General features: G+C 36.6%; 13 protein-coding genes. 11 read left to right on the top strand and 2 right to left on the bottom strand.

All coding sequences use genetic code 11. The features are described from left to right. Positions 1–9: 9 nt before the first annotated feature. The 10 genes from DNJ77_RS00380 to lptB all read left to right on the top strand — a co-directional run bounded on the left by DNJ77_RS00380 (position 10) and on the right by lptB (position 10,000). A complete protein-coding gene (locus tag DNJ77_RS00380) occupies positions 10–1,176 on the top strand; it encodes a glycosyltransferase family 4 protein (protein WP_157966524.1) in 1,167 nt (388 codons plus the stop codon). Between the two features lie 86 nt (positions 1,177–1,262). Beyond that, the gene (locus DNJ77_RS00385; RefSeq protein ID WP_116963015.1) at positions 1,263–1,886 is read left to right on the top strand and encodes a sugar transferase; all 624 of its coding nucleotides are present in this window, start codon (positions 1,263–1,265) and stop codon (positions 1,884–1,886) included. After that, positions 1,873–2,505, top strand: coding sequence for an acetyltransferase (locus tag DNJ77_RS00390; protein WP_116963016.1), 633 nt, complete (start codon positions 1,873–1,875; stop codon positions 2,503–2,505). Before DNJ77_RS00385 ends, DNJ77_RS00390 begins: the two co-directional genes overlap by 14 nt. Positions 2,506–2,583: 78 nt before the next feature. Next, the gene (locus tag DNJ77_RS00395) at positions 2,584–3,753 is read left to right on the top strand and encodes a DegT/DnrJ/EryC1/StrS family aminotransferase (RefSeq protein WP_116963017.1); all 1,170 of its coding nucleotides are present in this window, start codon (positions 2,584–2,586) and stop codon (positions 3,751–3,753) included. A 57-nt stretch (positions 3,754–3,810) separates the two neighbouring features. Continuing rightward, positions 3,811–5,637: a polysaccharide biosynthesis protein gene (locus tag DNJ77_RS00400; protein WP_116963018.1), complete on the top strand. Its 1,827-nt coding sequence runs from the start codon at positions 3,811–3,813 to the stop codon at positions 5,635–5,637. A 221-nt stretch (positions 5,638–5,858) separates the two neighbouring features. After that, positions 5,859–7,277: a coniferyl aldehyde dehydrogenase gene (locus tag DNJ77_RS00405; RefSeq protein ID WP_116963019.1), complete on the top strand. Its 1,419-nt coding sequence runs from the start codon at positions 5,859–5,861 to the stop codon at positions 7,275–7,277. 107 nt (positions 7,278–7,384) lie between these two features. Continuing rightward, complete coding sequence (locus tag DNJ77_RS00410) at positions 7,385–7,933, top strand: HAD-IIIA family hydrolase (RefSeq protein ID WP_116963020.1); 549 nt, start codon at positions 7,385–7,387, stop codon at positions 7,931–7,933. Continuing rightward, positions 7,933–8,526 (top strand): LPS export ABC transporter periplasmic protein LptC, encoded by a 594-nt coding sequence (gene lptC, locus DNJ77_RS00415; RefSeq protein WP_116963021.1) that lies wholly within the window; start codon positions 7,933–7,935, stop codon positions 8,524–8,526. The genes DNJ77_RS00410 and lptC overlap by 1 nt, the downstream gene beginning before the upstream one ends. Then, on the top strand, positions 8,513–9,250 hold the full coding sequence (locus tag DNJ77_RS00420; RefSeq protein ID WP_157966525.1) for an LptA/OstA family protein: 738 nt from the start codon (positions 8,513–8,515) through the stop codon (positions 9,248–9,250). The genes lptC and DNJ77_RS00420 overlap by 14 nt, the downstream gene beginning before the upstream one ends. A 9-nt stretch (positions 9,251–9,259) precedes the next feature. Beyond that, positions 9,260–10,000, top strand: a complete 741-nt coding sequence (lptB, locus tag DNJ77_RS00425) for an LPS export ABC transporter ATP-binding protein (RefSeq protein ID WP_116963023.1) — start codon at positions 9,260–9,262, stop codon at positions 9,998–10,000. Between the two features lie 88 nt (positions 10,001–10,088). On the opposite strand, the gene tyrA is transcribed toward lptB, so the two are convergent. Together tyrA and dtd are read right to left on the bottom strand one after the other, a co-directional pair. Then, a complete protein-coding gene (tyrA, locus tag DNJ77_RS00430) occupies positions 10,089–10,946 on the bottom strand; it encodes a bifunctional chorismate mutase/prephenate dehydrogenase (protein WP_116963190.1) in 858 nt (285 codons plus the stop codon). Between the two features lie 20 nt (positions 10,947–10,966). Then, positions 10,967–11,404: a D-aminoacyl-tRNA deacylase gene (gene dtd, locus DNJ77_RS00435; protein WP_116963024.1), complete on the bottom strand. Its 438-nt coding sequence runs from the start codon at positions 11,402–11,404 to the stop codon at positions 10,967–10,969. A gap of 356 nt (positions 11,405–11,760) precedes the next feature. Between dtd and betA the strand changes: the two genes are divergently transcribed. Beyond that, complete coding sequence (gene betA / locus DNJ77_RS00440; protein WP_116963025.1) at positions 11,761–13,464, top strand: choline dehydrogenase; 1,704 nt, start codon at positions 11,761–11,763, stop codon at positions 13,462–13,464. Positions 13,465–13,625 lie beyond the last annotated feature (161 nt).

The following is a 13,625-nucleotide window of genomic DNA, read 5'->3' on the forward strand; positions in this document are numbered from 1 at the left end:
ACTTTTCTGTTGTCAAAAGAGTTTGCTGAAAAAGGAAATAAAGTGTTTTTAATTACCTCAGATGCTAATCATTTAGCGCAATATCCAGAAACTGAAAAAGTTTATAATTTTGAGCATATACAAGGTATTGATGTTTGTTGGATAAAAACCAAAAAATATAAAAAAACAGCCTCACTTTCCCGCATACTGAGCTGGCTGGACTTTGAAATAAAATTGTTTAGATTAAAAAAAAATAACCTAGATAGCCCTAATATTGTACTTGTCTCATCTTTATCTATATTCACGGTGATCTATGGTTTTTATTTGAAAAAAAAGTATAAAGTTCCATTAGTTTTTGAAGTGCGGGATATATGGCCATTAACGATGACAGAAGAGGGCGGTTTCTCTAAGTGGCACCCGCTTGTTAAGATAATTGGCTGGATTGAGAAATTTGGCTATAAGCATGCTGATCTTATTGTGGGGACAATGCCTAAACTGGATAAGCATGTTGAAGAAGTTTTAGGGTATAAACGCCCTTATTTTTGTTCCCCGTTAGGATTTGATAAAAAAAGTTATGATTATGATAGATTGAATGATTATGAAAATATGTATTTTGCACAGCTCCCCAAAAAGAAAACAATTATTGGCTATGCGGGGAGCATGGGAGTAACAAATAATTTAGAGCCTTTGATTAAAACAATAAAGCTTTTGAAAAATAATGGGGATATGTTTTTTGCGCTTGTAGGTTATGGGGATTTGAAAGAGCAGTTTGAAAAAGAGCTTAAAGGTTGTGATAATGTTATCTTTGTTGGTAGACTGCCTCAGGAACAAGTTAAATTTTTTCTAGCTAAATGTGATTTGGTATATCTGTCAACGATACCATCTAAAATTTGGTCATATGGTCAGTCGATGAACAAGGTGGTTGAGTATATGCTTGCAGCTAAGCCAATCTTGGCCTCATACTCGGGTTACCAATCGATGATAAATGAAGCAAACTGCGGATATTTTATTAAAACAGATGATCCTGAAAGGTTGAAGCAAGAAATTTTAAAATTTTGCGAGCTAACTGAGGGAGAAAAGTCCAAAATGGGTGAGAGGGGGAGAAAGTGGATTCTGGAGCATCGGTCTTATGATAAGCTTGCAAGTGAGTATCTAGAGCAACTTGAAAGGTTAGTTCAAAAAAAGAAATTAGGATAGATGACTATGCAGGGTTCAATTATATCCTACTGCTACGGATTTTTTGCTTTGGTCAGTGCATTGTTCCGTTATCAATATGTACAAGAATGAGGTCAATTAGAGAAGTGAAGGTCTTGTCAGATAAAATATTTGCAGTTGTCATTCTAGCTATTTTTTTTCCAATTATCTTGATAGTGGGTGTCTTAATTAAAGTCAAGTTAGGATCACCGATTTTTTTCAAACAAAAGCGCCCAGGAAAAGATGGCAAAATATTCACAATTTATAAATTTCGCACAATGAATAATAACACTGATAAATATGGTGAATTACTTGCAGATGAACAAAGGCTAACTAAGTTTGGTAAGTTTTTAAGAAGTACAAGTTTAGATGAATTGCCACAGTTATTTAATGTACTCAAGGGGGATATGAGTTTTGTGGGACCTCGAGCTTTATTAGTTGAATATTTGCCTTTATATAGTAATAGACAAGCTAAAAGGCATATAGTAAAGCCTGGGATTACCGGTTGGGCGCAAGTAAATGGGCGTAATGCAATTAGTTGGGAGGATAAATTTGAGTTGGATGTCTGGTATGTCGAGAACAGAACTTTTTGGCTTGATATGAAAATATTGTGGATGACTTTTATCAAGGTCATAAGGCGTACTGACGTAAATAATGAATCTCATGTAACAATGTATAAATTTTCAGGTTCAAAAAATCATGGGCAAGACTAAGAAAAAATTGTTAATAGTGGGTGCTGGCGGGCATGCCAAGGTTGTTGCAGATGCTGTCATAGCCCAAGGTGTATACTCCATTGAAGCCGTGATTCAAGATGTGAACATTCCAGCTGAGGGAAAAACGTTATTAGGATACAAGGTTTCCCATTCCTCGGAGCTAAAGGTCTTCCAGGCAGAATATTTCATTGTTGCAATTGGGGAGAATTTTATTAGAGCGGAGCAGTTTGTCAAATATAAGAAGCAAGACTATCTCCCCGCGAATATTATTCATCCAAGTGCAATCATCTCTCCATCGGCTAAGATGGGCGAGGGGAATGTAATTATGGCTGGAGCCATCATCAACCCAGAGGCTAAAATTGGCTCGAACGTCATTATCAATACAAGAGTCGTTATAGAGCATGAAGTGGTCATTTCTGATCATTCACAACTATCGCCAGGATCAATTGTATGTGGAGGATGTAGTATAGGTAAAAAGGTTTATCTAGGTGCCAATTCAGTTATTCGTCAATGTCTTAGAATAGCAGATAATTCAATTATAGGTTGTGGAGCAAGTGTCATTAACAATATTACAGAGTCTGGAGTATATGTTGGTGTTCCAGCTAAAATAAAGGTGTAGAGGATTTAAAACCCTTGTTGTATACTCACTTCTCTTATAGAGAAAGCACGTCATTTGAAGTTTATAGAGGATAATTAAATGGCAATAAACAACACATGGCCATATTTTGCAGAAGATGAAATTTTAGCAGTTGAACAGGTTTTAAAACGTGGTAGGGTAAATTACTGGACTGGAGATGAATGTAAACTATTTGAGAAAGAGTTTGCTGCATTTATTGGTACTGATTATGCCATTTCGTTGTCGAATGGAACCGTAAGTTTAGAATTAGCACTACGAGCTTGTAATATTAGTGAAGGTGATGAGGTAATTACAACACCGAGAACATTTATTGCTTCAGCAAGCGCTATTGTTGCCGTTGGTGCAACTCCTGTTTTAGCGGATGTTGACCCTTACACTGGGAACATCACAGCAGAGAATATTTTAACCAAAATAACCAAGAAGACACGAGCGATTATTCCTGTCCACCTTGCTGGCTACCCATGTGAAATGGATAAAATTATGCAGCTTGCGACCGAATATAAGCTTTATGTTGTTGAGGATTGTGCGCAAGCGCATGGTGCTGAGTATAAAGGCAAAAAGGTTGGAGCCTGGGGACACTTCGGTTCTTTCTCCTTCTGTCAGGATAAAATTATGACCACTGGAGGGGAGGGTGGTATGTTAGTGTGTTATGATCCTGAGTTATATAAAAAGGCTTGGAGTTATAAAGATCATGGCAAAGGTTATGACGCTGTTTTTCATACCAAGCATGAGTATGGTTTTAGGTGGCTACATGATTCCTTTGGGACGAATATGCGGATGACAGAAATGCAGGCAACCATAGGGCGTAAGCAGTTAGAGAAATTACCAACCTGGCTTAAGCGGCGAAACAAAATTGCACGATGCTATAGTGAGGTGTTTAAAGATTTGCCAATTGTTGATGTTCCAACAGTTGAGGCAGGTGTATATCACGCGTTTTATAAATATTATCTCCTATTAAATGAAACGCATGTAAGATCAGATTGGAGTAGAGATCGCATCATAATTGAAATCAATAAACTGGGTGTTGCCTGCTTTAGTGGCAGCTGTTCTGAAATTTATAAGGAAAAAGCTTTTCTTACAAGTGAGTATGCAGTCAGTGAACCCTTATATGAGACGAAACGAATAGGGAATCGAAGCCTTATGTTATTATGTCATCCAACATTATCTAATGATGATATTAATCATATTGCTAGCACAGTTGCTCAAGTGTTAAAGATGGCAAGTATCTAGTTATTTAGGATGCACAACTTGGTGCTGACTTGATATGGTTTTAGAGAATAATAAGTTATGAAAACAAGCCTAATAAAAAACAAAAGTGCGTGGATTGTATTTGCCTATGATGTAGGCTCTGCCTTATTTGCGTGGACTATTGTGCATGCGCTTATTTGGGGAAAAGTAAGTGGCTTTAGCGTAAGGCAATTTTTGTTCGTTGCCATTGCTTTTACTATATCAACAAAAATCTTTCGCACTTATGCCTCATTGTGGAAAACAGTATCTGCAGAGGATTTGAAAAGAAATATTTATTCAGTACTTTTTGGCTCAATCATTCTTTTGGGGCTGGAGTTTATTGCCAATAGAATGGCTTATGTGGCGCGTTCTGAGGCTGTTTTCTACCCTGCTTTGACATTGCTCATTACACTTGCTGGACGATTTTTTTATAGGCAATACTTGCTGGGCTTAAGAAAAAGAAATGCAAAAAAAATGATTATCATTGGGGGTGGTGATGGTGCAAGCTTATTTTTACGTGAAAACGATGCACTCAACAGACCATATAATATTTTAGGGATATTTGATGATAACAAGGCATTGCATGGCAAGTTGCTTCGAAATAATATGATTGTCGGTCCAATTGATTTTCTAGCTAAGGAAAATTTTTTGTATAAGTATCCAGCCGATGAAGTTTTAATTGCTATTCCTTCACTGGATAAAATTAAACTGCAAGAGATATACCAGAAAGTAGCAAAGCTTGGTTTGCCCATCAAAATACTACCTTCCTTAATGGAGTTAACGCATGGTGCAAAATTTACGGATCTTAAAGAAATTAAGATTGAGGATCTTTTGGGGCGTGATCAAGTTATTATTAATTATGAAAAATTAGCAAAAGCCTATTTAGAAAAAACAGTATTAGTAACGGGAGGTGCAGGATCTATTGGTTCAGAAATCTGTCGGCAGCTGTTAACAAACTCTCCTCCAAAAGTATTGATTATTTTAGATCATAGCGAATACAATCTCTATTTGATTGAGAGGGAGCTAAGCTTAATTTCCCGCCAGACAAAGCTTAAATTTAGTTTAACTAGTGTTATGGATCAGTGCGGTCTATCTCACCTATTTCAATCAAATAAAATTGATATTATTTTTCATGCAGCAGCCTATAAGCATGTACCATTATTGGAAGATCAACCGAAAATAGCGATTCAAAACAATATCATCGGAACAAAAAATATGGTTGATTTGAGTCTTAAGCACAAAGTGGAACGGTTTCTTCTAGTTTCAACGGATAAGGCAGTTAATCCTACTAATGTCATGGGAGCGACAAAACGAATTGCTGAGTTATATGTCAATGCACAAAAAAATGAGCATACTAAGTTTATGGTGACACGTTTTGGCAATGTTTTAGGCTCTGCTGGAAGCGTTGTCCCTCTCTTTAAAGAGCAGCTGAAAAAAGGGGGACCGATTACCGTGACGCACAAGGATATTGAACGTTATTTTATGACCATTCCTGAAGCTTCTTTATTGGTTGTTTTGTCTTGTGCTATTGGAACAGGGGGTGAAACCTTCGTGTTGGAAATGGGGCAGCCTGTGAAAATAGTTGAACTTGCTGAGCAAATGATCAAGCTATCGGGCAAAAAACCATATGTGGACATTGATATCCAATTTACAGGTTTGCGACCTGGTGAAAAAATGTATGAAGAACTATTCTACACAAAAGAGGAATTGAAAAGCTCAGGTTTTGATAAATTATTAATTGGTCGATCTATTCATTTAGAGCGTGAAAAAATAAATGGGATCCTGAAAACGCTTTGTACAGATGAAAGTAAGGAAGGGTTACTGAAAGTTATTGAGTCTTTGAATAGTTGTGATTTGCTTACAACGCAGACGCTATATGAATCATAAAAATAAACAACAAACCTATAATGAGTTGGTTAATTGGGAAACTGCAGCTAATATGCTGAGAGATAAATGTTCTGTAAAAGACATTTTATAACTTTATATTTTTAATGACAGACTTATCAAAAGCCAAAAGCGCGCAAAATGCAAAGCGAGGAAGGTATAAAATGATTCGTAGGTGGGATATACTAGCGTATTACCTGAGTTTTCCTATGGATTGATCAAAAATGCTAGGTGTTTACCAATCAGAAAATCTTCAAACGTTACTGAAACTGCAACAACAAGCATTTTTATTACAGCCCTATCCAGAGTTGGCATTTCGTAAGCAAAGGCTAAAGCGACTTTATGCTCGTATTTTATCTCATCAACAGCAATTGATGGAAGCAGTCAGTAAAGACTTTGGATTTAGGAGTCTTGAAGAGACTTGGTTAAGTGAGATTTTTCAAACAACCAGTACGATCAAATATGTACTTGCGAACTTAAAAAAATGGATGAAAAAACATAAACGTCGCACTTCGATTATTTTTAAACCTGCTAAAAATTATATTTATTATCAGCCTTTGGGAGTAGTGGGCATTATTGTGCCTTGGAATTACCCTATTTTGTTAGCCTTCTCTCCTTTGATATATGCTATTGCTGCGGGTAATAAAGTTTGTATTAAACTTTCAGAATATACCCCACACACCAACGAGGTTATCAAACTCATTTGCCAATCCTGTTTTAACAGTGACGAAGTGGCAGTGATAACGGGAGAGGCAGATATGGCTCAAGCCTTTAGTCGTTTGGCATTTGATCATTTGTTTTTTACAGGCTCAACCCAAACAGGTAAAAAAGTGATGCAATCTGCATCAGCAAATTTGACACCTGTCACTTTAGAGTTAGGAGGAAAATCACCACTTATTATCGATAAGGATTTTCCATTAGAGAAAGCAGTAAAAATGATTTGTTTTGCTAAAGGGTTAAATGCAGGACAAACCTGTATTGCACCAGATTACGTTTTTGTGCATGAAAAAATGCTTGATCAATTTATTGTAAAGATGCAGAAAGCGTTCAACGAAGTGTATCCAGAGTTGGATAAGAATCAACAATACAGCTCTATTATTAATCAAAAACACTATGAGCGATTGCAGGGATATCTAATCGAGGCAGAAGAAGCTGGAGTGAAAATTTTGTTCCTTTCAGATTATCATGGTCGTCGAGCAAACGATGTGCGTAAACTACCCATTGTTTTGGTTGTGAATCCTAGTTTTATTTCAAATCTCATGCAAGAAGAGATTTTTGGTCCTATCTTACCCATCGTTACTTACACGGCTATTGAAGAGGTTGTGGATACTATTAGCCATCGTGATAAGCCATTAGCGAGTTATTTATTTAGTTATGATAAAGCTTTGCAAGAATATATTATCACACATGTAGCAAGTGGTGGGATGTGTATTAACGACGTTTTAAGTCATATTGCTCAACATGACTTACCTTTTGGTGGTGTGGGTGGCTCTGGTATGGGGCGTTATCATGGTATCGAAGGGTTTAAAACTTTTTCTAATGAAAAAGCCATTTGTGAGCGCGGTAGAATAAACTTGTCTATGTTGCTCTATCCACCATATGGCAGAGTGTTTAGATGGTTTCAGTCATTATTTAGTCGTTAAATAACAATTAGTCTTGAGGTGTAATGCAAAACAGCTAAAAGCGTTTGTTGAGCTAATCAAAAAGCTGTTATACTTTGCGACAAATTTTGTAATTAATAATCTTAACGATGTTAACTGATCATTTAAACCAAAAGATACGTAGCGTGAAATTACTTGTTCTAGATGTAGATGGTGTATTAAGCGATGGTAAAATTATCTTAAGTAATGATGGCAATGAGACCAAAAGTTTTGATGTTAAAGATGGCTTAGGTATGGTGTTGTTGCAGAAGTTGGGCATAAAAATAGCTGTTATTACTGGGAAAAGCTCGCAAATTGTACACAATCGCTTAACAGCGTTGGGTGTTCAAGATGTTTATCAAGGGCAAAAAAATAAGGTTACTGCATTTTCAGATTTGCTAGAAAAGTATCATTTGAGCACGGCTGAAGCAGCTTATATGGGTGACGATTTACCTGATTTATCTATTATTGACAAAGTATGTGTGTCTTTTGCACCACATGATGCAGTCCATATAGTAAAAGAAAAGGTAGATTACATTTGTACGCATAGAGGAGGGCACGGTGCAGTAAGAGAAATATGTGATTTATTCTTACAGGCACATGACAAATATGACAAAGTCATAGCAGATTATATTGTACATGGTGAGGCAAAATTTTAATGTTTTTCAGTAAACGTGTCTTCTTTAGCACGATTGGTTTATCTGTTGTGGTTGGCTCAAGTGGTTGGCTTGTGGTTAAATCAGCGCAAGAGCAAATCAGTCATGGTGAGTTGCCTGCCCATTTTATTGAGAATACGGCAGAAGGATTACGTTATGAAAAATATGATCAAAAAGGATGGTTGCAGTACAGCCTCTATGCTAAACAAGGTAAACGGTTTTACAATCAAGATGCAGTGCTTAGTGAGGTTAATGCCGAGTTTTTTTCTAAAGATCAAAATGATAAACCTTGGTATATTACGGCAAACAATGCGGATGTAACGAATAATAATAACAATATTCGCCTATATGGTAACGTCATTATGCAAAGACAAGCAAATGGTAACAGTTCACCTGCGATTAAAATAACAACAGAAATGATTGATTATGACAATAATAAAGATGACTTAAATACAGATAAGTTAGTTACCTTTACTGAACCAGGGACCCCCAATAACACAGTAGGTTTAGGTTTAAGTGGCGCTCCTAAAAAGGGTAATTTTACATTATTGAAAAACGTGAGAAGTTATTATGCAGGACAAAATGCTAAGAATTAAATCATTGTTAATCATATTAAGTATGGGGAGTTTCTTAGGTTTAGGTACGACTTACGCAGCACAAGAACGTACAATGGATGCAGCTAGCATGTTTGGTAAAGACGCAACAAATGATGGTCCCATTACCATTTGTAGTGATAGCTTATCGTATAGCCAAACTGCACATAAAATGATTTATCAAGGTAATGTGCTGGTAATGCAAACAAAAGATGCCACCATCCAATGTAGTGCCTATAGTGTCCCTGGAGATAAACAAAATGTACCTTCTTATCAGTTTCCAGTACAAGTGAATGACTATCTACAATCCCAAAAACAAGCACTTGAAATGGCAAAGCAAATTTGCCAAAAGCAAAAAGGGTGCAGATTCTTGACAGGTCAAACGTTAACCATATCGTTTGATCAACAAAACAATCAACTAACCGATATATTGCTGACAACAAATACCCCTTATACGGCAAAATTTTACTCATTACCTTTTCCTAAGGGAGGTGAGAAAACACAACCTCAGTCCGATCAGCAAACCATGTATGCTGAAGGGCGTAAGATGAATTTTAATTTACAGACCAGTATATTAACGATTGAAAAAGAGGCTTACGTTGATCGAGCAGGGAATCGTTTTTCTGGTGATAAGGTGCTATACGACACTAAGAGTGGATTGGTTACCGTGCCAGACACTGGACAAAGGGCAACGGTTATTTTAAATAATTTAAACACAAAGAATTAGCTCGAAAAAATGACAGATACGAATAGACATAAACTTGTTGCAACACATTTGGGTAAAGCCTATCGTTCCCGATGGGTTGTCGTTGATGTGTCCATGGAAGTCAATAGTGGTGAAATTGTAGGACTCTTAGGACCAAATGGTGCTGGGAAAACGACTTCTTTCTATATGATTGTGGGTCTTGTTCGCCCCAACCGTGGTACGGTAATATTGGATGCTCAGGATATCACTAAGCTTCCTATTCATTGGCGTGCACGTCAAGGCATTGGTTATTTGCCGCAAGAAGCATCTGTTTTCAGGAAGCTTAGTGTTGAGAATAATGTTATGGCGATTTTAGAAACGCGCAAAGAACTTTCAAAAGAACAGCGTAAAGATGAGTTAGAATCGTTGTTGGATGAATTTAGCATTCAGCACATTCGTGCAAATTTGGGCATGAGTTTATCAGGTGGGGAGAGAAGGCGTGTAGAAATTGCCAGAGCACTTGCAATGTCGCCGCGATTTATTCTCTTAGATGAGCCATTTGCTGGTGTCGATCCGATTTCAGTAATTGATATTAAAAAAATTATCACTCACCTTAAAAATCGTGGCATTGGTGTTCTTATTACTGACCATAACGTGCGTGAAACGTTAGATATTTGTGAACGTGCCTATATTGTAAATGCTGGTAAAATGATTGCCTCTGGTAAGCCAAGTGAGATCTTAAGTAATGATCAAGTTAGAAAAGTTTACCTAGGTGAGCAGTTTAGAATGTAAGATTTAGCTCATATTTTATTTACATTTTTTACAAAACTATAAGGCAGTTTTCAAACTTTTTGGTTTTTACGAATCCAAAAACAGCTTATTATGTAGGTGAAACAATACCCAATAAGCGATCGCTTTCGTGGTAAGCCTTATTGCTAAATTCACCCATCCAGTTTTTTACTTCATTAAAGTGATTCACAAACTGTTCTTTCCCATCATCGTTTTTTAAGTAACTAGCTTGCTCGGTAATCAATTTGGCATATTCAGCAATCATATCGAGGCGTTTGTTGTCTGAGACAATAATATTGGCATAAAGGTGAGGATCTTGATTGAATAACCTACCAATAATATTAAGCTCCATTCTATAAACAGGACTTGAGAGTGAGCGTAATTCTATCAAATCGATATTATGCTTTTTAAGGAATAGACCCATGCAAAAAACAGAGAAATGTTCAATTCCTTGAATAAAGGTCATGGCATCATCATGTGCCCTGGCACTCATCTGTTTAAGTGTGAAATCTAGATGAATTAAATCATCAATAAACCATTGATAAGCTTCATGATGGCGACCATGACAATAGATGATGACTCGTTTAGCTGCTTTGTTAATTGTAGGACCAAAAATTGGATGTAAGCCAACAACTGGACCTCTGTGAGCAGTAAGCATTATATTTAAGGGCTCTTCTTTAATGCTGGTGAGATCTGCCAAAATAGTATATTCGTTTAAATAAGTACTTACTTTTTGAATGACGGTAGATGTAACAGCAATAGGGGTAGAGATTAGCACAATATCCTGGTTGTTTAGCTTATGTTTAGGACTATCCCAATCCTGTTCACCAAATAAGCTAATTTCATAGTGTGGTAAAGTTTGTAAGAATCGCATAAGTAATTGTCCCATTGCCCCATAACCGCCGATGATACATATCTTTCGCGTGGAGTTAGGTTTTTTATTTTGCATACGATAAACCATGTTCATGTTTATACCTTAAGCCATAATGTCACAGGACCATCATTTATGAGTGTCACTTGCATATTTGCACCAAATTGACCTTGTTGAATTTGATCATATTGTTGCTGTAAAAACGCGCAAAAAAATTCAAATTTTTGTTTGGCCAGTTGAGGGGGACATGCATTTGAAAAACTAGGGCGCAAACCTCGATCAGTATTGGCGACTAAAGTAAACTGTGGTACCAGTAATAGACCACCTTTAATGTCGATTAGGCTTTTATTCATTTTGCCATTTTCATCTTCAAAAATACGTTGTTTTAAAAGTTTATGTGCCATTTTTTCAAAATGCGTGATATTGTCTTTATCTTCTACACAAATGAATGCTAATATCCCTGTGAGAATACGAGCAATAGTGTTGCTGTTGATATCTACCTGAGCATCTGTCACGCGTTGGATGAGTGCAAGCATAATGTTGAGAGTGTATTTATTTTATGAACGTTAGCATAACGATTAAATCGTTTTATGTCATCAGCAATCAGAACCAAAAAATTATCATGTACATAGTCTTAGAAGAGAAAAATAATGGTTTTATAGCATGTTAGAGCTTAAAATGTATGGATGAACATGTTAGTAATGTAGAGCAATATATCAAACTATAAGCAAATTAGAAAATTGTTATAGTTATGGATAGAACTTACAAAATCAAAAATTTTAACTATAGCCTGTAATAAGGTTTAGTCGCAAACTCAAGTCAAGAGGTCGTAAAATTTATAGATGCAGGTGATGATTGAAAGCCTTGTCTAAAAAATTTAGGAAACTTCGAAATGGTGAAAAATAGTGCATATTTTGATTATATAATTGTTGGTGCAGGTTCTGCAGGATGTGTTCTTGCCATGCGATTAAGCATTGAGCCATCGATAAAGGTGTTGTTGATTGAATATGGAGGTAAAAATAAAAGCTTGTTGATTGACATGCCTTCCGCTTTATTTTATCTGCCAAATATGTCCAAATATAATTGGGGGTTTTCCTCAGTAAGTGAGCCATATTTAAATGGTCGAACCATTAATTGCCCACAGGGAAAGGGTCTAGGGGGATCATCGGCTATCAATGGGATGGTTTACGTTCGAGGTCATGCTCGCGATTTTGATGAATGGGAACAGTTAGGTGCTTCCAACTGGAGTTATGCCAACTGCTTACCTTATTTTCGTCGTGCTGAGAATTGGTTTGGTCAAAGTGATTTATATAGAGGGAAAGAAGGTCCCCTACATGTTAATATGGGCAATAATATGCTGAAGAATCCTATGTATCAAGCTTTTATCCAAGCTGGAATTGAGGCTGGATATTCATACACCACGGACTACAATGGGTATAAACAAGAAGGTTTTTCTCCTATGCAAATGACGGTAAAAAAGGGGGTTCGCAACTCTACTGCCAAAGCTTATTTAAATCCTGTGATAAAACGTAAAAATTTAACAGTAATTAAAAATGCTCTCGTCGATAAGGTATTGATTGAAAACGGTTCCGCTACTGGTGTGCAATTTTATCATTATGACAGAATAATCTGTTGTTTAGCAAAAAAAGAAGTCATTTTAAGCGCAGGTCCGATCAATTCCCCTGCAATTTTGCAAAGATCTGGAATTGGTGACAAAAATATACTTGCTGCTGCGAATGTCAAGCTGGTTCATGGACTTCCTGGCGTTGGGAAAAATTTGCAAGATCATTTAGAAGTATATTTTCAATATCAATGCTTAAGGTCGATTACTCTTAATGCAAAATTAGATAGGATTAGCAAACTAATGATTGGTGCACAATGGCTACTTTTTAAAAGTGGACTTGGAGCAACCAATCATTTTGAATCTTGCGCTTTTATACGGTCGCGGTCAGGGCTAATAGCGCCAGACATTCAGTATCATTTTTTGCCAGCAGCTATCCGCTATGATGGAAAAAAAGCCTTTAATGACCACGGTTTTCAAGTGCATGTTGGACCAAACAAACCAAAAAGTAGAGGTCAGGTTGCTATAAAATCGAGTAACCCCAAAGTCCCACCAAAAATTCTCTTTAACTACTTACAGCACGAAGATGATATTAAGGATTGGCGCGCTTGCATTCGTTTAACTCATGAAATTATGATGCAGCCAGCTATGGACAATTATAGAGGAGATGTCATACAGCCAAGTATTGATTTGTCGTTGAATAAAGAAATCGATCAATGGGTACAACAAAATGTTGAAAGTGCCTATCACCTATGTGGTACTTGCAAAATGGGGAAACACACGGATGAACTAACTGTTGTCGATCCAGATTGTAAAGTGATAGGTATAAAGCGATTGCGTGTTGTAGATTCTTCAATTTTTCCAACGTTAACAAATGGCAATTTAAATGCGCCAACGATCATGGTAGCTGAGAAAGCAGCCGACCTTATTCTTGGCAAGAAACAGTTGGGACAAGTGAATGCGGCTGTTTGGTATGCTCAAGACTGGGAGTTACAACAACGTGAGAACACACCTGTTAGACCATTCATATATTAGGTAATATTTTTTTATGAGTTTCAAAAGCTTATTCAACAAAGCTTACTTAATATGAAGCATGAGTGACAAAGGTTGTTGTTATGATAATATTGCTTGTGAAAGCTTTTTTGGCATATTAAAAAAGTTGAGTTGATGCATAATGAAAACTACAAAACAAGAGA

The sequence above is a fragment of the Fastidiosibacter lacustris genome (assembly GCF_003428155.1).
GTDB classification, from domain to species: Bacteria; Pseudomonadota; Gammaproteobacteria; order Francisellales; family Francisellaceae; genus Caedibacter; species Caedibacter lacustris.